This window comes from Nocardioides zhouii (assembly GCF_004137345.1).
GTDB lineage: Bacteria > Actinomycetota > Actinomycetes > Propionibacteriales > Nocardioidaceae > Nocardioides > Nocardioides zhouii.
In genome coordinates this window covers 73,783-94,400 of record NZ_SDWV01000017.1, presented here as the reverse complement: position 1 = coordinate 94,400, position 20,618 = coordinate 73,783, and the positions used below count along the sequence as shown (strand labels likewise).

Here is a 20,618-nt window from a genome sequence, read left to right as displayed (position 1 = left end):
AGTGATGAGGTGTCTGGGAGGTCACAGGAGGCCGGCGGCGGCGAGCCCGGCGCGCAGCGCCGAGACCTCGTCGTCGTCGAGGGCGACCAGTGGGCCGCGGACGCGGCGGTTGTCGAGCACGCCGAGCAGCTCGAGGGCTGCCTTGGCGGTGGTGGCTCCGTAGTTGGGGACGCCCATGACGGCGTCGAAGGCCGGGATCAGCGAGGTGTGGATCCGCAGCGCCTCGGCGTGGTCGCCCCTGACCCACGCGGCGACCATCGACGCCAGCTGCGGGCCGGCGGCGTGGGCGACGACCGAGACGAGCCCGACGCCGCCGTATGCGAGGTAGCCGAGCGTGTTGACGTCGTCGCCGGAGTAGACGGAGTACCCCAGGTCGACGAGCTGTGCGGTGCGGGCCAGGAGGCCGGAGGCCTCCTTGACCGAGACGACGTGGTCGTAGCGGCGCATCGCCTCGTAGGTCTCGAGCTCGATGAGGCTGGCGCTGCGCGCCGGCACGTCGTACAGCATCACGGGCAGGTCCGTGGCCTCGGCCACGGTGGCGAAGTGGTGGCGCAGGCCGACCTGGCCGGGCTTGTTGTAGTAGGGCGTGACGAGCAGGACTCCGTCCACGCCGACCTTCTCCGCCTGCCGGGCCAGCTCGACCGAGTGGGCCGTGGCGTTGGTGCCGACGCCCGCGATGACGCTCGCGCGGTCGCCGACCGCGTCCTGGACCGCGCGCAGGATCTCGCCGTCCTCGGCGACGGACGTCGTGGGGCTCTCCCCCGTCGTGCCGCTGACGACGACGCCGTCGTTGCCGTGGTCGACGAGGTGGACCGCGATGGCCGCGGTGGCGTCGAGGTCGACACTGCCGTCCTCGTGGAACGCGGTGGCCATCGCCGTGAGGAGGCGGCCGAACGGTGCGTCGGAGCTCATGAAGGAAGGTTAACGCCCCTCGCGCGCGGAGCCGTCAGCGACGAGCCGCAGGCCGATGTCGGAGCGCTGGTCTACCGTCGCGCCATGGCGTACGACGAAGTGCTGGCGCAGCGGATCCACGACCTGGTCGACGGGGAGGCGGGCTGGACGTCGAAGAAGATGTTCGGCGGCCTCGGCTTCATGCTCGACGGCCACATGGCCGTCGCCGCCGGCAGCTCCGGGGCGTTGATGGTCCGTGCCGACCCGGCCGACGGCGATGAGTGGGTCGACGGCGAGTCGGTGCAGCCGATGGAGATGCGTGGGCGCCCGATGGCCGGGTGGCTCCTCGTCTCCCAGGACGCGCTCGCCGGGGACCAGCAGCTTCAGGTATGGGTGGACCGCGGCGCGACCTTCGTACGCACCCTTCCACCGAAGTGACGCCGGACCTCGTGCTCCCTGCGTGGCTGACGCCCGCGCAGCGTGCCGCCCTGGTCGCGCTCGCCGACCGCAACCTGGCCGATCACGGCGATGACCTCCTGGGCCTCGTGCTGAGCGGGTCCGCGGGGCGGAACTGCGCCACGGAGCACTCCGACCTCGACGTGATGGTGGTGCTGACCGACGCGGCCGCGGCGCTCCGATCGACGGTCCACTCCCCCGAGGTCGACGAGATCGTCGACTCGTGGACCGACCTGCTCACCCTCGCGCCCTTCGGGTCTGAGCACTGGTGGTACCGCTGGTCCTACGCCTGGGCTCCGGTGCTGCTCGACCGCACCGGCGGTGAGCTCGCGGCCGCCGTGCGACGCCAGGCCGAGCTGTCGCCTGAGGAGGCCGACGCCGTGCTGATCGACCGCGACCGGCTCGACGGCTGGATCAACTTCGCCTACCGCGCGCTCACGAACGACCGCGACGGCCGTGCTCTGGAGGCCAGGCTCGACGCGGCGGAGTCAGTGCCGTGGCTGCTCGACGTGGTCTTCGCGATCGTCGGCCGGGTCCGGCCCTACAACAAGTACCTGCCCTGGGAGCTCCGCACGCACCCCGTCGACGGCTGGCCGACCGACGAGCTGCTCGGTCTGGTCCAGCGTTCCCTCGACGGCGACATCACCGCAGTGCGCGACACCTTCCTGCGAGTGCGCTCCGCCTGCGCGGCGTACGACGAGCAGCGCGGGCACACCCGCACCACCGACATGATCGCCGGCTGGGGTGACGAGCTCGACCTGTTCGCGTCGCCCGGGGGCGGCTAGCGGACGACGAGGCGGAACACCCGGCGGACCGAGTCGCCGTCGCCCGACAGCACCGTCGCAAAACGGCCGGCCGACGACCTCCGGACCCGGCCGCGGATCACCACGCGGTCGCCGACGACGGCCCACCGCAGGCCTCGCGGCAGTCGCCAGTCGACGCGCGCCTCGGACACGGGGCCGCTGAAGCGGATGGTGGCGCGGTACCTCGATCCGGCGCGCGCTGCCGGTAGCCGGGTGGTGACGAAGGCGATCGACGGTGCCGACGTCGTGTGCGTCGGGGTGGTGGTCGTGCTGGTCGTCGTGGTCGTGGTGGTCGGCGTCGTGAACGGCGGAGGGGTGGCAGTGCTGCCGCCGGTCGCCAGGGTCACGGCGTACGCGCCGAGGGACCCGTAGTCGCTGTAGCGGCCGGCCTCGGTCGGCGCGCCGAACCCGGTGCCGTCGACCACCGCGACGTACGTCGCTGCGGTGGTCGGCAGGTCGACCGACCAGGTCGCCGACATGGCCGCGTCGTCGGCGACGTCGGCCGTCGGGTCGATCGTGGCGACAGTCGCGCCGACCTGGTTGAGGATCGTCAGCCGGACGTCGAGGTTCGACAGACCGGCGGGACCCGCGACGGAGAGGGCGGTGCGGCCGTTCGCACTGAAGGTGAACGCGTCGGCGTCGGTCCGGGTCGTGATGGTGCCGGTCGCCGTCGTGCCGGCGGTGAGGCGGGTGGCGCCGACTGCGCCGTTGCCGTGGTCGTCGACGAGGACGGGGGCCGTGCGGGCGATGACGGCCGTGTCGTCCTCGGTGTTGTTGGCGGCGGCGTACTCCCCGCTCGACCAGTGCGAGGCTCGCTTGCCGTAGGACGAGCCCATGATCGGCGCCCAGCCCTTGGCGCCGGCGTAGTAGGAGGCCTGGTTCGTGCCGTCGTGGCTCAGGCCGAACGTGTGGCCGACCTCGTGGCTGATGATCTGGCCGACGTCGTAGCCGCCGGTGCCCGACCCCGCGGTGAAGATCCAGGCCGGCTGGTAGTCGGTGGCGTTCACCGTGCCGAAGATGCCGAGGTAGGAGATGCCACCGCACCCGCAGCCCGAGCCGACGGAGTTGGTGGGCGTGACGACCACCGGGATGCCGTACGTCTGGTCGGTGCTGGCGGTGCGCGACAGGGCCGAGGGGTCGGGGCGCTGCGTGGTGACGTTGACGTCGAAGGGGGCGTAGTCCTCGGCGACGGTGCGCCAGGCCAGGTAGATCTGGGCCCGCTCCGTCGCACTGAACGTGGTGCGGTCGGCGTCGATGGAGTACGCCGGCGACACGATCTCGGCGCCGTCCTTCCAGCGCGTGCCGGAGTAGGTGGCACCGTCGAAGTCGAGGTAGATCGTCCGTGTCGAGCCCGGGCGCGACGCGAGGGCGAAGACGTCGGAGGGCACGCTCTCGGCCGGGAGCGCCTCGGCGGTCACCTGCTGGTCCTGCGGGGTGGCATGGTCGGTGACGAAGACCGAGCCGCACTCGTCGAGCCAGGTGGTGTCATCGGCGGCGAGGTGGGCGAGCTCGTCGACGGTGAGGTCGTTCCGGAGGCGTACGAGCAGTGCACTGACCCCGTGCTCGAGTGCGCTGGCCAGGCGGGTCGGCTCCGGGAGGAGCTGCTGTGCGCACACGAGGTCGAGCAGCCCAGACGTGCCGGCCGTCGCGGTAGCGGCGGGCGCAGTCGTGGTCAGCGCGGCGGCGATGACCGCGGTGGCGGCTGCGCGCGCGACAAGGGCGAGGTGGGACGACCGGACGGGCACGAGGGTGCGACCTTTGCGTTGGTATCAGTGGTCCCGAGCGGACAGGACCATTGATACCGAGGGTTTGTCCACATCATGGACACGCCCGGTAACCGCGAAGTCAGCGGTTGGTAAAGGCTTCAACCAGAACGAGAAGCACGTGGTGCTCGAGCATCGGAGCGAGGTCGTCGGGGTGTCCGCGCAGAGGCGTCCAGCGGACCTCCGCGATCTCCGCAGCCGCGACCGGCACCGCATCGGACTCGATGGTGAAGACCGTCGAGTGGAGCGTGTGGCCCGGCTCGTTGGCGGCCTCCGAGTGGAAGTCCCCGAGCAGCGTGGCGGTCTCGATCCGGAGACCGACCTCTTCGTACGTCTCGCGCAGCGCGGCCTCGAGCGGCGATTCCCCCGGCTCGATCTTGCCGCCCACCAGCATGAACCGCTCCGTGCCGCGCTTGCGCACCGTCAGTACGCACCCGTCGCGCACCAGGGCGACCGCCGCGACGACGATGTGCCGGTCAGCCGTCGCCACCACCGCTCCTGACATCAGTCGGGGCGAGCGCCCGAGACAGCTCGAGGGTACTCGCTCGCCTCCGCCGGCTCACAGCACCGAGCGGTGCGCCTCGATCCACGCGATCTCCTCGAGCTCGCGCTCGTTCGCCCCGTCCGCCACCCAGGTCCGTTGCGGCTCGACCCCGCGCTCGGCGAGATCGGCGACGAGCGCGATCACCGTCCGGATCCGCTCGATGACCGTGTCTGCGACGTCGAAGGGCGGCAGGTCTCCGTACGCCGCGACGAACGTGCGGACCCGCGCGGCACGGTCCGGCACGACCGGGAAGTGGTGCCACTCGAGGGCGTGCTCGTCGGAGCGCAGCGGCGCGAACCAGCGCAGGGCGTACGCCACGTCGCTCAGGCGCGGTGCGGGGTGGAGGTAGTCCCAGTCGATGAGCGCGACGGCCTCGTTGTCGTGCCAGATGAAGTTCCAGGGACCGGGGTCGCCGTGGCAGAACACGACGTCGCCGCCCCACTCGGCGGGTGCGCCCCAGACGGCGTCGGCGGGCGGGTCCCAGTCGGATCCCGCGTCGTGGATGCGCCTCAGCAGCCGCGCGGCGGACTCGAGCCCCTGGTCGGTGTGCTGGTGGTACCAGCCCTGGCCGCCGTCCTCCCCGTCGATGAAGCCCAGGTGCTCGACGCCGTCCACGACTCCCAGCGGCTCGGGCACACAGTCCAGGCCCTTCGCCCGGAGGTGGCGGAGGTAGTCGTGCACCGTCGCCGTGTGCTCCCCCGCCGGCCGCGTCACGACCTCGGGTCCCACCACGACGGGACGGTGCAGCTCGTTGGCCGCCACGGCCCGGTCGACCGCGTCCCACGTCGTGTCATCCACGCCGAGCAGCCTGCAGTCTCGACCGCCGACGATCAACGGGATTACGGAGACGCGCGGAAACGCCTACCCCAGCGCGCGGCGTACGGCCTCGAGCGCCTCGTCGTCAGGGACACCGAGGGAGCGCGCCGTGGTGGCGTACGCCGACGCGGCCGCGCGCAGCGACTGACCGACGCCCCGGCCGGCGACGAACGTCCCGGCGCGGCCACGGGTCTCGACGACGCCGAGCGCCTCGAGCTCCTTGTAGGCCCGCGCAACGGTGTTGGGCGCGAGGTCGAGATCGGCAGCGAGGGAGCGCACGGGCGGCAGCCGGAACCCCGGCGCCAGCGCGCCGGACCCGACCTGCGCGCGGATCGACTCGCGCACCTGCTCGTAGGGCGGCACGCCCGACGCGGGGTCGAGGGTGAGGTTCACGCGGCCGGGTCCATCCGCTCGAGCCAGACCCGGTCGTAGCCGTCGAAGGTCTCGCGAGCGGTCTCCACCCAGTCCTCGGCGGGGAACTGCGGGTAGTGCACGTCGCCCTCGGGCTCGAGGTCGACCTCGGTCAGCACCTGGTGGGTCGCGTACGGCAGCAGCGCGGCGTACACCTCGCCACCGCCGGCCACCATCACGTCGCCGGGCTGGTCCGCGGCGAGGTCGAGCGCCTCGTCGACGGTGTGCGCCACGAGCACGCCGTCGTGGGTCCACCCCGTGTGCCGGGTGAGCACGATCGTCGTCCGTCCGGGCAGGGGCCGACCGATCGACTCGAACGTGGTGCGACCCATGAGCAACGTGTGCCCCCAGGTCAGCTCCTTGAACTGCGCCTGCTCGCCGGGGAGCCGCCACGGGATGTCGGGCCCGTTGCCGATCACCCGGTTGCGGGCATGGGCGGCGACGAGGACCACCCTCTGGTCGGGACGCAGGTCCGTCATCCGGTCACCTCAGACAGCAATGGGCGCCTTGATGCCCGGGTGCGGGTCGTAGCCCTCGACCGCTATGTCCTCGAGGTCGAAGCCGTCGAGCTCGGTGATGGCGGTGTTGAGCACGAGCCGGGGCAGCGGTCGCGGGTCCCGCGAGAGCTGGAGCCTGGCCTGGTCGACGTGGTTGAGGTAGAGGTGGGCGTCCCCCATCGTGTGCACGAACTCGCCGACCTCGAGGCCGGTCACCTGCGCGACCATGTGGGTCAGCAGGGCGTACGACGCGATGTTGAACGGCACGCCGAGGAAGGTGTCGGCCGAGCGCTGGTAGAGCTGGCACGAGAGCCGGCCGTCGGCGACGTAGAACTGGAAGAGCGTGTGGCATGGCGGCAGCGCCATGTCGTCGACGTCGGCGACGTTCCACGCCGAGACGATGTGGCGGCGCGAGTCGGGGTTGGAACGGATGCCCTCGACCAGGCGCGCGACCTGGTCGACGTGGCGGCCGTCGGGCGTCGGCCACGAGCGCCACTGGTAGCCGTAGACCGGCCCAAGGTCGCCGTTCTCGTCGGCCCACTCGTCCCAGATCGAGATGCCCCGGTCCTGCAGCCACTTCACGTTGGTGTCGCCGCGCAGGAACCACAGGAGCTCGCCGAAGACCGACCGCGTGTGGACCTTCTTCGTGGTGACGAGGGGGAAGCCCTCGGCGAGGTCGAAGCGCATCTGGTGGCCGAAGACGCTCAGCGTGCCGGTGCCGGTGCGGTCCGTCTTCTCGACGCCCTCGTCGAGGATCCGCTGGAGCAGGTCGAGGTAGGCGCGCACAGGGCGACTCTACGACCTGTCCTAGGACCGAGGCACGCGTGCCTCGACCGACACGCACTCCACGTCGAAGACGAAGTCCTCCCCGTCGCGCCACGGCCCCCGCACCGCGTCGTACGCCTCCCGCAGGCGGATCTGCACGTCCCGGGACTGGGCCCGCCACAGGACGGCGAAGTTGCCGATCGAGGTGAGCCCCGCCCACAGGTCGTCGGGCGCGACCCGCCACTGCCACGCGAGGGTGTCGGCCGCGGTCACGGCGAGCCCGGCCTCGCTGAGGAGGTCGGCCAGCCCGTCGGGCGACCGGTCGAAGTCACGGTCGGCCGGCAGCCGCGGCACCGGCGGACGGACCGCGTCGACCTCGTCGAGCAGGCCGCTCCACATGACCGCCTGCGGGGGCGGCGTACGTCCCCAGATCGTCGCTCGTACGTGACCGCCGGGCGCAGCGACCCGGGCCAGCTCGCGCGCCGCGTCGCGTGGGTGGTCGACGTGGTTGAGCACGAAGGCGGCGATCACCACCGCGAAGCCGTCGTCGGCCCACGGCAGGTCCGGCAGGCCGGCGACCACGACGTCCTCGCTCGATCCGAGCACCGCGCCGGCCAGTGCGGCCATCTCGGGGTCGGGCTCGACCCCGATCGCGTCGATGCCCGCGCTCCGCGCGAGCCGGACCAGGTTCCCGGTGCCGCACCCGACGTCGAGCAGGCGTCCGTGCCGCGGCAGCCCGTCCATCAGCGCCGGGGCCGCTCCGGCACACAGGCCCGCGAAGCTCTGCGCGTACGCCCGAGCCACACCCGTCCACAAAGCCTCAGCCACGAGGCGCGACCCTACGACGCGGCGTCAGCCGAGCCGGATCGACCCGTCGGACTCGGTGATCGTCCGGGGGTCGCTGCAGGTCCGCTCGCCGGCACAGATCACCAGGGCCCGGCGGCCCGACTCGGACTGGCGGATGGCGTCCTGCGCGCTGTCGCGACGCGACGAGTCGAGCAGGTAGGCCCAGCCGCCACCCGGGACGCGGACGGCCTGGACCACGACGTCGTACTGGGTGAAGGCGATGAACTCCGGCGCCTCCGGCAGGTCGTCGAGCGCGTCTCCGGACGCGCCATCCGTCACCTCGCCGTCGGCGGCCACCTGCACGACCGCGCCCGAGCGCAGCCGGGCGACGACCCCGGACCCTGAGGCGACGAACTCCTCGATCCCCGGGAGCGCCACGACCACGTCCTCGAGGTGGAGCTCGCCCTTGGCGTACCAGACGACGGGCAGCGTGTTGGCCTCCACGCGCACCTCGGCCTCAGGCGGCCGGGAGGCCCACCACTGCCAACCGGTCGCGAGCACCGCGACCACCAGCGTCGCAGCCGCGCCACGCACCAGGCCCCGACGCCGACGCGCACCTCGCAGCGCCTCCGCACGGGCGAACCAGGCGTCCGGCGGGTCCTGCGGATCGAAGGGACGTACGCCGTGCGGTGGCATGTCGCCGGGCAGGTGCGGCAGCCCGGCGCGCTCCCGCACCTCGGCCCAGAGGGCGACGTCGACGTTCTCCTCGCGCAGCCGTCGACTCCACGACCGGCGACTCGCGAGCAGGGTCGTCGCCACGGCCAGCCGGGCGTCGTCGGGTGGCACGCCGTCGTCCTCGAGGCCGCCGACCAGGTCGGGCCAGCGGGCGTCGACGTAGCGCGCGAAGTCCGACCCGTCCGTCATGCCCACCCTCCTCAGCGCCGCCTCTCGACCAGTCCTTCGGAGCGGCGGCGGCCGCCGGATGGCCTCGGCCCGGGACCGGGGCTCAGGCGCTGAGCGACATCGGTCCGTAGACCTGCCGCTCGTGCTCGAACAGGGTCACCGCCGCCACGCCGTGCTCGGCGAGCTCGGCCCAGATCTCGCCGACCCACGACTCGGCGTCGCCCTGGTTGGTGAACCGCTGGTCGTCGTGGTCAGGCACCTCGACCACCTCACCCGAGGCGTCCTCCATCCGCCACCACCACGGCCGGTCCGAGGCGGAGGGCTGTCGGAAGGTCGGCGGCTGCCCGGGGAGCACGTCAGGCCTCCCGGACCGACGGGTCGACGAAGGGCGGCTTGACGAGCTGGAAGATCTCGCGGCGACCACGGACGTCGACGCCGACCTGCGCGTACTCCGCGACCATCGTCGGGATCAGCGCGAGGCCGATGCCCTTCTTGAGGGTCGGGGAGAACGTCCCGGACGTGATGTCGGCGAGGCGTACGTCGTGGGTGAGCGTCACGCCCATGCCGGGACGCGGGATGCCGCGGCCGACGGCAACGAGGCCGCGCAGGCGCCGCGTCGGCCCCTCTTCCTTGACCCGGAGGACCGCGTCGCGACCCCAGAAGGCGTCCTTCTTCCAGCCGACGGCCCAGGACAGCCCGGCCTCGACCGGGTTGGTGTCGAGGCTGATGTCCTGGCCGTGGAGCGGGTAGCCCATCTCGGTGCGGAGCGTGTCGCGCGCGCCCAGGCCGCAGGCGGTGATGCCGTGCTCGGCTCCGGCCGCCATGAGCGCGTCCCAGAGGTCGCCGGCCGCGTCGTTGACGACGACCAGCTCGTAGCCGCGCTCGCCGGTGTAGCCGGTGCGGCACACCACGACCCCGACACCGGTGTCGTGCAGCTCGGCCTCGACGAACGACATGTAGTCGTGGCCGGTCGGCAGGCCGACGGCGTCGAGCACCTCGTCGGAGCGGGTGCCCTGGACCGCGAGCACGGCGTAGTCGTCGTGGTGGTCGACGACCTTGACGCCGTCCGGCGCCTCGGCCTGCAGGCGGCGGACCACCTCGGCCGTGTTGGCCGCGTTGGGGATGAGCAGCACGTGCTGGTCGTCGTGCCAGTAGGCGATGAGGTCGTCGACGATGCCGCCCGACTCGTCGAGGCAGAGGGTGTACTGAGCCTTGCCGGGCTGGATCTTGGCGAGGTCGTTGGAGAGCGTCGCGTTGACGAAGTCGACGGCCCCGGGACCCGACACCATCGCCTTGCCGAGGTGGCTCACGTCGAAGATGCCGACGGCCTCGCGGACCGCGGTGTGCTCCTTGACGACACCGGTCGCGTACTCGAGCGGCATCGACCAGCCACCGAACTCGGCGAACTTCGCGCCGAGGGCCTCGTGGCGGTCGTGGAGGGGCGACTGCTTGAGCGTTCCGGCCATGTCGCGCAACCTACCGCAGCGCTCCGACGACCCGTCGTGCCTGCTCCCTCCCCTAACATGCGCGGGTGACCACGTACTCGCTCCGCAGCGCCAGCCCCGCCAAGACCCGAGCCGACGCCGTCGTCGTGGGCGTCGTCGCGGGCGAGAAGGGCCCCCGCCTCTGCGACGCGGCCGAGGACGTCAGCAAGGCGTACGGCCGCCGCCTGCGCCCCTTCCTCTCGACGATGGGCGTCACCGGCAAGGCGGGCGAGTCGGTCAAGGCGCCCACCCGCGACGAGGTCAACGCCCCGCTCCTGGTCTTCGTGGGCCTCGGCGAGGACCCCACCGACCCCATCGCCGTACGCCGTGCCGCGGGCGTCGCCGCTCGCAGCGTGCCCAACGCGGCCTCGGTCGCCCTGGCCCTGCCGAGCGAGACGCCCGAGCTCATCGCCGCGGTCGTCGAGGGCCACCGGCTCGGCGGCTACACCTTCACCGCGTACAAGTCGAAGAAGGGCGAGACCACCGAGCCGAGTGACGTCGTCGTGCTCACCGGCATCGCCCGGCGCAGCGAGGCCGTCGAGGCGCTCGAGCGCGCGGAGATCCTCGCCGACGCCGTTGCCCTGACCCGCGACTGGGTCAACATGCCGCCGCGCGACTGCACTCCCCCGCTGCTCGCCGACCTCGTGACGGCCGCGCACAAGGCGACCACCAAGGGCCGTGGCGCCCCCAAGGTCAAGCTCGAGGTCTTCGACCACGAGCAGCTCGCCGAGATGGGTTGCGGCGGCATCCTCAGCGTCGGCAACTCCTCCGAGTCGCCGTCGCGGCTGGCGAAGCTGACCTGGGCGCCGAAGGGCGCCGTCGCGCACCTCGCACTGGTCGGCAAGGGCGTCACATTCGACTCCGGCGGCCTCACCATCAAGCCGTCGTCGAGCATGGTCAACATGAAGGGCGACATGGCCGGCGCGGCCAGCGTCGTCGCTGCCACGCTCGCCATCGCGCGCCTCGGCCTGCCGATCAAGGTGACGACGTTCGCGCCGATGGCGGAGAACATGGTCTCGGCCACGGCGACGCGTCCCGGCGACGTCATCACGATGCACAACGGCCGCACCGTCGAGATCGCCAACACCGACGCCGAGGGCCGGATGCTCCTCGGCGACGCACTGTCCCTGGCCGTGGACGAGAAGCCCGACGTCGTCATCGACATCGCCACCCTCACGGGCCACATGCAGCTCGCGCTCGGCGACAAGGTCGGTGCCGTGATGGGCACCGACGACCAGGTGCCCGCGATCCTCGCGGCTGGCGTCGCCGCCGGCGAGCAGCACTGGCGGATGCCGATCCCCGAGGAGATGTCGGAGCGGATCGCCGGCTCCAAGGTCGCCGACCTGCTCCAGCACGACTGGGTGCGGTGGGGCGGCGGGCTCTACGCGTCGGCGTTCCTGCGCGAGTTCACCGGCGGCCTGCCCTGGGCGCACCTCGACATCGCCGGCAAGGAGATGAACCTCGGCGGCCCGTACGGCCACGTACCGAGCGGTGCCACCGGCTTCGGCGTCACCACGCTGGTGGCGTTCGCCCGGGCGCTCGCCGAGGGCTGACCCCGGCCTGCGCTAGATCCCTTGCGCCTTCTTGCGCGCGTTGAAGTCGCGCATCCGCTGCGGCACACCGACCACGGCGGCGTCGTACGACGGCACGCGGTGGCGGTTGGCGAAGTCGTGCGCCCACTTGACGCTCGGCACGCGCCGCCGCGTCCACTCCCCGTCGTGGGCGACGAGCAGGAGGGTGACGTCGCTGACCGCGGTGCGCGGCTCGACGAATCCCTCGACCCCCTGGCGGGTCGTCACGAACTTCTCGAGGTGCCGTACGTCCTCACCGTCGGACGCGCGGACGGTCGTGGAGCCGGTGCGTGCGGCGTCCCGCGCCGGACGGCTGGTGCGGCCCTTGCGCCGGAATCGGTCGAACATGCCCATGGCGCACATTGTGCCGGGACGACCCTCACCGCGACCACCGAACGCGCCCGACGAGTCGACCGCGACCCGGTGTGGACAGCCTCGCAAGAAGTGCAAGGATGAGCAGAAGAGTGCTCAACGATCGAGCGTGTGGAGGAAAGTCTGTGGCGGACGCTGAGTTCGACGTCCTCGTCCTCGGGGCAGGGTCGGGCGGTTATGCCTGCGCCCTGCGCGCGGCCCAGCTGGGCCTGAAGGTCGGGCTAGTCGAGAAGGGCAACCTGGGCGGCACCTGCCTCCACGTGGGATGCATCCCGACCAAGGCGCTGCTCCACGCCGCCGAGGTCGCCGACTCGGCCCGCGAGGCCGCGCAGTTCGGCGTCTCCGCGACCTTCGACGGCATCGACATGCCGGGCGTCAACGCCTACAAGGACAAGGTCGTCGACCGGCTCTTCAAGGGCCTCACCGGCCTGATCAAGTCGCGCGGCATCACCGTCATCCAGGGCACCGGCACGCTCACCGGCCCGCGGACGGTCACCGTCGACGGCACCGAGCACACCGGCACCCACGTCGTGCTCGCCTCCGGCTCCTACAGCCGTACGCTGCCCGGCCTCGAGGTCGACGGCACGCGGGTCATCACGTCCGACCACGCGCTGCGCCTCGACCGCGTCCCGGCCTCCGCGATCGTGCTGGGCGGCGGCGTCATCGGCTGCGAGTTCGCCAGCGTCTGGAAGTCCTTCGGCGCCGACGTCACGATCATCGAGGCCCTCCCGCGGCTCGTCGCCGCCGAGGACGAGGCGTCGTCCAAGGCGCTCGAGCGGGCGTTCCGCAAGCGGAAGATCAACTTCCTCACCGGCACCCCCTTCCAGAGCGTCAAGACGACCGACACCGGTGTCGCCGTGACGGTCGAGGGCGGCGACGTGATCGAGGCCGAGCTGCTGCTCGTCGCGGTCGGGCGCGGCCCCTCCACCGACGGCCTCGGCTATGCCGAGCAGGGCGTCGCGATGGAGCGCGGCTTCGTGCTCACGGACGAGCGGTGCCGCACCAACGTCGAGGGCGTCTACGCCGTCGGCGACATCGTGCCGGGCCTGCAGCTGGCCCACCGCGGCTTCCAGCAGGGCATCTTCGTGGCCGAGGACATCGCCGGCCTCGACCCGCGTCCGGTCGACGAGGCCGGCATCCCGCGGGTGACGTACTCCCACCCCGAGGTGGCCTCGGTCGGCCTCGACGAGGCCCGGGCGCGCGAGCTGCACGGCGACGCGGTCACCACGGTGACGTACGACCTCGGCGGCAACGGCAAGAGCCAGATCCTGCAGACGCAGGGCTTCGTCAAGCTCGTCGGGCTGGTCGACGGCCCGGTGCTCGGCGTCCACATGGTGGGAGACCGGGTCGGCGAGCTCATCGGCGAAGCGCAGCTGATCTACAACTGGGAGGCGCACGCCGACGACGTCGCGCCGCTCGTGCACGCGCACCCCACACAGAACGAGGCCCTCGGCGAGGCCCACCTGGCCCTCGCCGGCAAGCCGCTCCACGCCCACTCCTGATTTCCCAGTCTCCCCCACCACAACACGCGAGCGAAGGAACCACATGGCCTCCGAAGTCACCCTCCCCGCACTCGGCGAGTCCGTCACCGAGGGCACCGTCACCCGCTGGCTCAAGCAGGTCGGTGACACGGTTGCCGTCGACGAGCCGCTGCTGGAGGTCTCCACCGACAAGGTCGACACCGAGATTCCGTCCCCTGTCGCCGGCACCCTGCTCGAGATCAAGGCCAACGAGGACGACACCGTCGAGGTGGGCGCGGTCCTCGGCGTGATCGGCGAGGCGGGCGAGTCCGCAGGCGACTCCGGCGGCGACGAGTCCGCTGCCGAGGAAGCCCCCGCGGAGGAGCCCGCTGCCGCGGAGGAGCCCGCTGCCGCGGAGGAGCCCGCTGCCGCGGAGGAGCCCGCTGCCGAGGAGGCGCCCGCCGAGGACCCCGCCGCCGAGGAAGAGGCCCCCGCGGAGGAGCCTGCTGCCGAGGAGACGCCCGCCGCCGAGACGAAGCCGTCCGGTGGGTCCGGCACGTCGGTGACCCTGCCCGCGCTGGGTGAGTCCGTCACCGAGGGCACCGTCACGCGCTGGCTCAAGAAGGTCGGCGACGAGGTCGCGGTCGACGAGCCGCTCCTCGAGGTCTCCACCGACAAGGTCGACACCGAGATCCCCTCGCCCGTCGCGGGCACGCTGCTCGAGATCAAGGCGGAGGAGGACGAGACCGTCGAGGTCGGTGCCGAGCTCGCGATCATCGGGTCGGGCGACGCCGCCCCCGCCCAGGCGGAGCCCGAGGCCCAGCCGAAGGACGAGGAGCAGGCCGAGAAGAAGGCCGAGCAGGAGCAGGAGGTCGTCGAGCAGACCGGCGACCTGCCCCCCGGCGACGAGACCCCCGAGTCCGAGAAGCAGCCCGAGCCGGAGCCCACGCCCGAGGCCACGCCCGAGCCGAAGGCAGAGGCCAAGGAGGAGCCCAAGTCCGAGCCGGCACCTGCCGCGCCCGCCGCCAGCGAGGGCGGTCGCGACCAGACGGCGTACGTCACTCCGCTGGTGCGCAAGATGGCCGACCAGCAGGGTGTCGACCTCAGCGCCCTGACGGGCACGGGTGTCGGTGGCCGGATCCGCAAGCAGGACGTCCTCGACGCCGCTGCTGCGGCGAAGGAAGCCGCTGCTCCGGCCCCCGCCGCTGCCGCGGGTGCTCCTCCGGCAGCCGCGGCTCCGACGTCGTCGGCGCCGTCGCCGCTGCGGGGCACCACCGAGCCGCTCTCGCGACTGCGCAAGGTCATCGCCAAGCGCATGGTCGAGTCGCTGCAGGAGGCCGCCCAGCTGACGCAGGTCATGGAGGTCGACGTCACCGCGATCGCCCGCCTGCGCGAGTCCGCAAAGGCCGACTTTCTGGCGCGCGAGGGGGTCAAGCTGACCTACCTGCCGTTCTTCGCCAAGGCGGCGATCGACTCGCTCAAGCTGCACCCCAAGCTCAACGCGGCCATCGACTCGGAGAAGGGTGAGGTCACCTACTACGACCGCGAGAACATCGCGTTCGCGGTGGACACCGAGAAGGGCCTGCTGACGCCCGTCGTCAAGGACGCCGGTGACCTCTCGATCGCCGGCCTGGCCAAGAAGATCGCCGATGTCGCGGAGCGCACGCGCACCAACAAGATCATCCCCGACGAGCTGTCGGGCGGCACGTTCACGATCACCAACCTCGGCAGCTTCGGGGCGCTCTTCGACACCCCGATCATCAACAAGCCGCAGGTCGCGATCCTCGGCCCCGGTGCCGTGGTCAAGCGGCCCGTCGTGATCGACGACCCCAACCTGGGCGAGACGATCGCGGTGCGCCACATGGTCCACCTGTCGCTGACGTACGACCACCGCCTGGTCGACGGCGCCGACGCCGGGCGGTTCCTCCAGGAGGTCAAGAAGCGCCTGGAGTCCGGGAGCTTCGAGGTCTGAGCCGACCTCCGCCCCGGCCACGGGGCGACTCGAGCGGACGTAGGGCCGCCTGACGCACGGCATACCGTGCGTCAGGCGGCCACTTCCATGTCCTAGTGCGCTTGCGGCAGGCCGATATTCAGGCGCGCAGTGTCCTACCCGACGTCTACCGTGGAAGCACCGTGACTGCGACCGACCTGACCGCGCACACCTCCGCGGCTCCCCCCGCTCCGACACCCGACCCGCCCCCGGGTCGGGTCGCTGTCGACTGGCGACGCGTACGCCGCCCGCTGACGGTCGTGTGCCTGGCCCTGGCGCTCGTGGGCGCCATCGCCTCGTCGCTCGGCAGCGTCGCCGCCGGACGCCTGGCCGACTCGCCGACCTCGGCGCTCCTGACGACCCTCGCCCTGTGCGTGATCGGCGGCGCCTTCGTCGACACCGCCGCGCGCACCATCTGGGGTGTCGTGGTCGACCGGGCCGAGGGTCAGCTGCGCGCCGACCTGATCGACGCTGCCATGGCCCAGCCGCTCGCCGAGCTGTCCGAGCAGGCCGTCGGCGAGGTCCTCGACCGCATCGACGACGACACCTGGGAGGTCGGCCAGCTGATGCGCTGGGGCGTGTGGATGGCCCTGCGCACCCTCCTGTCCGCCGGTCCGCTGTGGATCGTCGCGAGCGTGACCTGGTGGCCCGCCGCGTTCTTGTTCCCCCTGTGCGGCGTCGTCGTCTGGCTCTTCATCCGGCGCCTGCTGCCACAGATCGCCGAGCGCAAGGTCCTCGAGGAGGCGGCCTGGACCGACCACGCCGCCTCGACCGAGGAGGGCGTGGCCGCCCGCGACGACATCCGCACCTCGCTCGGCCAGCCCCACGTGCTGCGCCGCAACGCCGAGCTCGCCGCCGAGATCCACCGCCGGCTGCGGCGGGTCCTCGCGGTCGAGGTCAGCATCACCCGCCGCAGCGGCTCGCTGCTCCACGCCGTGCTCGCCGGGACCGGCCTCATCGGCATCGCCCTGGTCCTGCACGGCGACCTGTCGACGGCCCGGCTGGTGACGCTGTTCCTGGTCACGACGATGTTCGTCGGCCAGGTCGACATGCTCGCCCGCCACCTGCCCGACCTCCAGGAGGGCATGGGCGCGGTGCTGCGGCTGCGCGGGATGATGTCCGTCCCGGCGGAGCCCACCGGTGGGCTCCCGGTCCCCCACGGCCCGCTCGACGTCGAGCTCCGCGGCCTCGCCTTCTCCTACGGCACCGGCACCTTCGCGCTCCGCGACGTCGACCTCACCGTGCCGGCCGGCCACACGTGTGCGCTCGTCGGCCGGACCGGGTCGGGGAAGTCCACCCTCGCCTCGCTGCTGTCCCGCGGGGTCGAGCCGCCGCGCGGCACGGTCTTCCTCGGCGGCGTCGACGTACGCGACCTCGACCTCCAGCAGCTGCGGTCCGCCGTCGGCGTGGTCACCCAGCGCACCGAGGTCCTGGCCGGCAGCCTCGCCGACAACATCACCCTCTTCGGCGACGCCCCGCGCGAGCAGGTTGTCGCCGCGGTGGAGGAGCTCGGCCTCACCGACTGGGTGGCCGGCCTGCCCGAGGGCCTCGACACGATGCTCGGCCCGGGCGGCACCAGCCTCTCGGCCGGCGAGGAGCAGCTGGTGGCGTTCGCCCGCCTGCTCGTACGCGACGTCAGCGTGGTCGTCCTCGACGAGGCGACCGCCCGCATGGACCCCGTCACCGAGGCGCGCGTGGTCCGCGCCGCCGACCGGCTGATCAGCGGCCGCACCGGCATCCTCGTCGCCCACCGGCTCTCCACCACCGAGCGCGCCGAGCAGGTCGCGGTGCTCGAGTCGGGTCGCATCGTCCAGCAGGGTCCCCGCGCCCAGCTCGCGGCCGCCGACGGTCCCTTCCGCCGCCTGCTCGACGCAGCCGCCCACGAGGTGGCCGTCGAGGAGCACCACCACGACGACTCCTCGATCGGGTCGATCCGCCGCAGCACCGCGCCGCCGGAGCCGCCCCACGTCGATCCGCCCCTCAGCCTGGCGCGCCAGGTCTGGCACTGCATCCGGCTCAAGCCCGAGTGGGGCCTCTTCGGAGCGATGCTGTTCCTGATCGCCTCGATCACGGGGGCCTACGGCGCGATCACCGGCTTCGTCTGGGGCCACATCGTCACTGGCCTGCAGGAGGGCGAGTCCCCCGGCCTGCTGGTCGTGGCCCTCGTTGCCTCGCTGATGATCGGGCCGCTGCTGCTGTCCCAGGCGTTCTGGACCTACCCCCACTGGTGGGTCGAGGTGCGGATGCGGGTCCGCGCGGCCGTGCTGGCGGGCCAGACCGACCAGCGCCGCCTCGTCCGTACGCCGCCGGGCGAGGTCGTGGCGCGTGCCATGGACGCCGACCGGATCGCGCGCTACACCGACCGCTGGGTCGACTTCGTCAACGGACTGCTGGTCGCAGCACTGACCGCCGCCATCGCGGGCACCTGGCTGGCCGGGGCCGTCCTGCTGGCCGTGATGGTCGCCTCGGCCCTGGCGTCGTCGCTCGGCCGACCCGTCGCCGGGCGCTCGGCGGCCGCCGCCTCGACCGCGCGCGCCGGCTTCGGCCAGGCCCTCGTGTCGACCCTGGAGTCGATCCGCACGGTCAAGCTCGCCGCCGCCACGCCGAACCTCCACCGCCACCTCCGCGCCGTCGACGGCGGCCGTGTCGACGCCGCCGTGCGCGAGCACCGCGTCCAGTCCCTCCTCGACGGCGTGCCGGTCGTGATGGTCCAGTGCGGCGTGGTCGCCGCGTGGGCGGGCCTGCTCTCCGGCCAGTGGGAGCTCGCCACCGCACTGCTCGTCGCCAACGCCGTCAGCGGCTTCGACTGGTTCGGCCGGGTCGCCGGCGCCGTGGTCACCGAGGCACCGGGCACTCGCGCCTGGATGGAGGCCACCAGCGCGCTCGCCGGCGGTGGCGACCTGATGGAGCTGCCGGGCGGGATGGACCTGTCCGCGGGCACCGCGACCGCACCCGGCGCGCCGACCCGCGAGCCCCTCCGCACGCTCACGATCCGCGACCTGAGTGCGGTGCACGACGACGGCACGCTCGGCGTCCAGGACGTCGACCTCGAGGTCGGCGCGGGCGAGCTCGTGCTGCTGCTCGGCCAGGTCGGCTCCGGCAAGTCCAGCCTGCTCAGCGCGCTCGCGGGGCTGGTCACCAGCACCGGCGAGATCCGCTGGAACGACGAGGTCGTCGCCGACCCGCAGACCGTCCTGCGACCGGCGCGGGTCGCCCACGTCGCGCAGGTGCCGCGCGTCCTGTCGGGCTCGTTCACCGGCAACGTTGGCCTCGACCACCCCCAGCGGTCGGTCGTGCCGGCCCTCGAGGCGGCGCGGATGGGCCGCGACGTGTCCGAGGCCGGCGGACCCGACGCGCTCGTCGGCCACCGCGGCGTACGCCTCTCGGGCGGCCAGGTACAGCGACTGGCTCTGGCCCGGGCGCTCGCGACCGACGCCGACGTGCTGCTCGCCGACGACGTCTCGTCGGCCCTCGACGCGGCCACCGAGGTCGAGCTCTGGCAGGCGCTGCGCGAGCGTGGCGCGACGGTGATCGGCGCCACGAGCAAGGCCGCCGCACTGGCGCAGGCCGACCGGGTGGTGGTGCTCGACTCGGGGCGCGTGGTCGACGCCGGACCGTGGCACGAGCTGTCGGCCCGATGGGCGCACCTGGCCGGTTGACCGGGCGAACGCGCTTTGCCCTCATGGTTGGGTGGAGGCATGCGCGTCGTCATTGCCGGAGCCTCGGGATTCCTCGGCACCCACCTGTCCGACCACCTCCGGGTGCACGGGCACGAGGTGACCGCTCTCGTCCGTCGCGAGCCGACGTCGTCGCGCGAGTCGCGCTGGGACCCAAGCACCGGGGCGGTCGACGCCGCACTGGTCGGCCGGGCCGATGCGGTGGTGAACCTCGCCGGCGCGAGCATCGCCGGCAACCCGCACTCGAAGAAGTGGTCGACCGAGGTGCTCGAGTCACGGGTGTCGACCACCCGCGTGCTCGCAGAGGCGATCGCGGCGAGCGAGCGGCCGCCCGCGTTCCTCGCCGGCAACGGCATCGCCTGGTACGGCGACCACGGCGAGGCCCCGGTCACCGAGGAGTCCGACTCGAGGGGCTCCGCCTTCCTCACCCGGGTCTCCCGCGAGTGGGAGGCCGCTGCTGCGGCCGCGCACGACGCCGGCGCGCGCGTCTGCGTGCTGCGCACGTCCCCGGTGATGGACCGTACGTCTCCCCCGCTCAAGCAGCTGCGGCTGCTCTTCCAGGCCGGTGGCGGGGCGAAGCTCGGCTCCGGCGAGCAGCGCATGCCGATGATCTCGCTGCGCGACTGGATCGGCGCGGTGAGCTATCTCATCGAGTCGCGCGACGTCTCGGGCGCCTTCAACCTGTGCTGCCCGCGTACGCCGACCAACGCCGAGTTCACCCACGCCCTCGCCAAGGCGCTCCACCGCAAGGCGTTCTTCGCGGTCCCGGCCCCGATCCTCAAGCACGCCGCCGGTGACCTCGCCCCCGAGCTGCTGGGGTCGGTCAACGCCCGCCCAGCGGCGCTCGAGCGCGCGGGCTACGACTTCGAGGACGAGGACGTACGCACGGTGCTGGCCGCCGCGCTCGCCTGATCACGCGCCTCGACCACCAGCCAGCGCCCGTCATCGCGCCGCAGCACGACCCGTCGCGTCGAGGCCCGGTCGGCCGGCAGCGCGACCGGGGCACCGCCGCCCACGGCCCGGCCCCCGACCACCCGGTCGGTGACGACCAACACGAGCCGGGTGGGCGACTCCGCCACGACGTCGATCGCCAACATCTGCGTCGTGAGCCCGGCCACGGACAGCCCGCGCCCGCGGTAGTCGCGGAGGAGCCGTACGTCCGCTGCGCCGGTGCGGGACTCGGCGACGTACAACCTGCGCAGGGCGGCGGGGTCTCCCGCCTCCCACGCAGCGGCCCGCGCCTCGTCCCAGGCGGCCAGGATCCGGACGGGTGCGGAGTCGACCGGCCCCGACACGGAGGCCGGACGCGCCGACTCGGCGGCGGGCCGGTCCGCTCGCGGCACGAGGGTCACGACCAGCGTCGCCACGATGCAGGCGGAGGCGACGGCGGCCAGGGCGGGCAGGAGGCGGCGTGGGTCCACTCCGACAC

20 protein-coding genes are annotated in these 20,618 nt (G+C 72.7%); 7 read left to right on the top strand and 13 right to left on the bottom strand.

Annotated elements, in window-relative coordinates; translation table 11 throughout:
- Positions 1–21: 21 nt before the first annotated feature.
- Complete coding sequence (gene dapA / locus EUA94_RS15940) at positions 22–912, bottom strand: 4-hydroxy-tetrahydrodipicolinate synthase (protein ID WP_129427876.1); 891 nt, start codon at positions 910–912, stop codon at positions 22–24.
- Positions 913–996: 84 nt separating this feature from the next.
- On the opposite strand from dapA, the gene EUA94_RS15935 reads away from it, so the two are divergent.
- Positions 997–1,329, top strand: a complete 333-nt coding sequence (locus tag EUA94_RS15935; protein ID WP_129427875.1) for a TfoX/Sxy family protein — start codon at positions 997–999, stop codon at positions 1,327–1,329.
- Entirely contained in the window at positions 1,326–2,132 is an 807-nt protein-coding gene (locus EUA94_RS15930; RefSeq protein WP_129427874.1) for a nucleotidyltransferase domain-containing protein, read from the top strand. Before EUA94_RS15935 ends, EUA94_RS15930 begins: the two co-directional genes overlap by 4 nt.
- On the opposite strand, the gene EUA94_RS15925 is transcribed toward EUA94_RS15930, so the two are convergent.
- The 10 genes from EUA94_RS15925 to gcvT all read right to left on the bottom strand — a co-directional run bounded on the left by EUA94_RS15925 (position 2,129) and on the right by gcvT (position 10,101).
- The gene (locus EUA94_RS15925) at positions 2,129–3,895 is read right to left on the bottom strand and encodes a M12 family metallo-peptidase (RefSeq protein ID WP_129427873.1); all 1,767 of its coding nucleotides are present in this window, start codon (positions 3,893–3,895) and stop codon (positions 2,129–2,131) included. The two genes, EUA94_RS15930 and EUA94_RS15925, sit on opposite strands and share 4 nt — an antisense overlap.
- Positions 3,896–3,995: 100 nt before the next feature.
- Complete coding sequence (locus tag EUA94_RS15920; RefSeq protein WP_242494920.1) at positions 3,996–4,403, bottom strand: NUDIX hydrolase; 408 nt, start codon at positions 4,401–4,403, stop codon at positions 3,996–3,998.
- A gap of 69 nt (positions 4,404–4,472) precedes the next feature.
- Positions 4,473–5,255, bottom strand: coding sequence for a phosphotransferase enzyme family protein (locus tag EUA94_RS15915; RefSeq protein ID WP_165356929.1), 783 nt, complete (start codon positions 5,253–5,255; stop codon positions 4,473–4,475).
- Positions 5,256–5,318: 63 nt separating this feature from the next.
- The gene (locus EUA94_RS15910) at positions 5,319–5,666 is read right to left on the bottom strand and encodes a GntR family transcriptional regulator (protein WP_129427870.1); all 348 of its coding nucleotides are present in this window, start codon (positions 5,664–5,666) and stop codon (positions 5,319–5,321) included.
- Positions 5,663–6,163 carry a dihydrofolate reductase gene (locus EUA94_RS15905; protein WP_129427869.1) on the bottom strand — a complete coding sequence of 167 codons (501 nt, stop codon included), beginning with the start codon at positions 6,161–6,163 and terminating at the stop codon, positions 5,663–5,665. Before EUA94_RS15905 ends, EUA94_RS15910 begins: the two co-directional genes overlap by 4 nt.
- Before the next feature lie 9 nt (positions 6,164–6,172).
- The gene (locus tag EUA94_RS15900; RefSeq protein ID WP_129427868.1) at positions 6,173–6,967 is read right to left on the bottom strand and encodes a thymidylate synthase; all 795 of its coding nucleotides are present in this window, start codon (positions 6,965–6,967) and stop codon (positions 6,173–6,175) included.
- A gap of 21 nt (positions 6,968–6,988) precedes the next feature.
- Positions 6,989–7,774: a class I SAM-dependent methyltransferase gene (locus tag EUA94_RS15895; RefSeq protein ID WP_129427867.1), complete on the bottom strand. Its 786-nt coding sequence runs from the start codon at positions 7,772–7,774 to the stop codon at positions 6,989–6,991.
- A 24-nt stretch (positions 7,775–7,798) separates the two neighbouring features.
- Positions 7,799–8,656 carry a hypothetical protein gene (locus EUA94_RS15890; RefSeq protein WP_129427866.1) on the bottom strand — a complete coding sequence of 286 codons (858 nt, stop codon included), beginning with the start codon at positions 8,654–8,656 and terminating at the stop codon, positions 7,799–7,801.
- Positions 8,657–8,738: 82 nt separating this feature from the next.
- Positions 8,739–8,990: a hypothetical protein gene (locus tag EUA94_RS15885; RefSeq protein ID WP_207210577.1), complete on the bottom strand. Its 252-nt coding sequence runs from the start codon at positions 8,988–8,990 to the stop codon at positions 8,739–8,741.
- A 1-nt stretch (position 8,991) separates the two neighbouring features.
- The gene (gene gcvT, locus EUA94_RS15880) at positions 8,992–10,101 is read right to left on the bottom strand and encodes a glycine cleavage system aminomethyltransferase GcvT (RefSeq protein ID WP_129427865.1); all 1,110 of its coding nucleotides are present in this window, start codon (positions 10,099–10,101) and stop codon (positions 8,992–8,994) included.
- 65 nt (positions 10,102–10,166) lie between these two features.
- Between gcvT and EUA94_RS15875 the strand changes: the two genes are divergently transcribed.
- A complete protein-coding gene (locus EUA94_RS15875) occupies positions 10,167–11,672 on the top strand; it encodes a leucyl aminopeptidase (RefSeq protein ID WP_129427864.1) in 1,506 nt (501 codons plus the stop codon).
- A 12-nt stretch (positions 11,673–11,684) separates the two neighbouring features.
- Here the strand turns inward: EUA94_RS15875 and EUA94_RS15870 are convergent, their stop codons facing one another.
- The gene (locus tag EUA94_RS15870; RefSeq protein WP_129427863.1) at positions 11,685–12,044 is read right to left on the bottom strand and encodes a hypothetical protein; all 360 of its coding nucleotides are present in this window, start codon (positions 12,042–12,044) and stop codon (positions 11,685–11,687) included.
- 143 nt (positions 12,045–12,187) lie between these two features.
- Between EUA94_RS15870 and lpdA the strand changes: the two genes are divergently transcribed.
- The 4 genes from lpdA (at position 12,188) to EUA94_RS15850 (ending at position 20,101) form a co-directional block, all read left to right on the top strand.
- Positions 12,188–13,564 carry a dihydrolipoyl dehydrogenase gene (gene lpdA, locus EUA94_RS15865; protein ID WP_242494919.1) on the top strand — a complete coding sequence of 459 codons (1,377 nt, stop codon included), beginning with the start codon at positions 12,188–12,190 and terminating at the stop codon, positions 13,562–13,564.
- Positions 13,565–13,607: 43 nt separating this feature from the next.
- Positions 13,608–15,494 (top strand): 2-oxoglutarate dehydrogenase, E2 component, dihydrolipoamide succinyltransferase, encoded by a 1,887-nt coding sequence (gene sucB / locus EUA94_RS15860; RefSeq protein ID WP_129427861.1) that lies wholly within the window; start codon positions 13,608–13,610, stop codon positions 15,492–15,494.
- Positions 15,495–15,655: 161 nt separating this feature from the next.
- A complete protein-coding gene (locus EUA94_RS15855; RefSeq protein WP_242494918.1) occupies positions 15,656–19,171 on the top strand; it encodes an ATP-binding cassette domain-containing protein in 3,516 nt (1,171 codons plus the stop codon).
- Between the two features lie 39 nt (positions 19,172–19,210).
- Positions 19,211–20,101 (top strand): TIGR01777 family oxidoreductase, encoded by an 891-nt coding sequence (locus EUA94_RS15850; RefSeq protein ID WP_129427860.1) that lies wholly within the window; start codon positions 19,211–19,213, stop codon positions 20,099–20,101.
- Here the strand turns inward: EUA94_RS15850 and EUA94_RS15845 are convergent.
- Entirely contained in the window at positions 20,047–20,610 is a 564-nt protein-coding gene (locus tag EUA94_RS15845; protein WP_129427859.1) for a hypothetical protein, read from the bottom strand. The two genes, EUA94_RS15850 and EUA94_RS15845, sit on opposite strands and share 55 nt — an antisense overlap.
- Between the last annotated feature and the right edge of the window lie 8 nt (positions 20,611–20,618).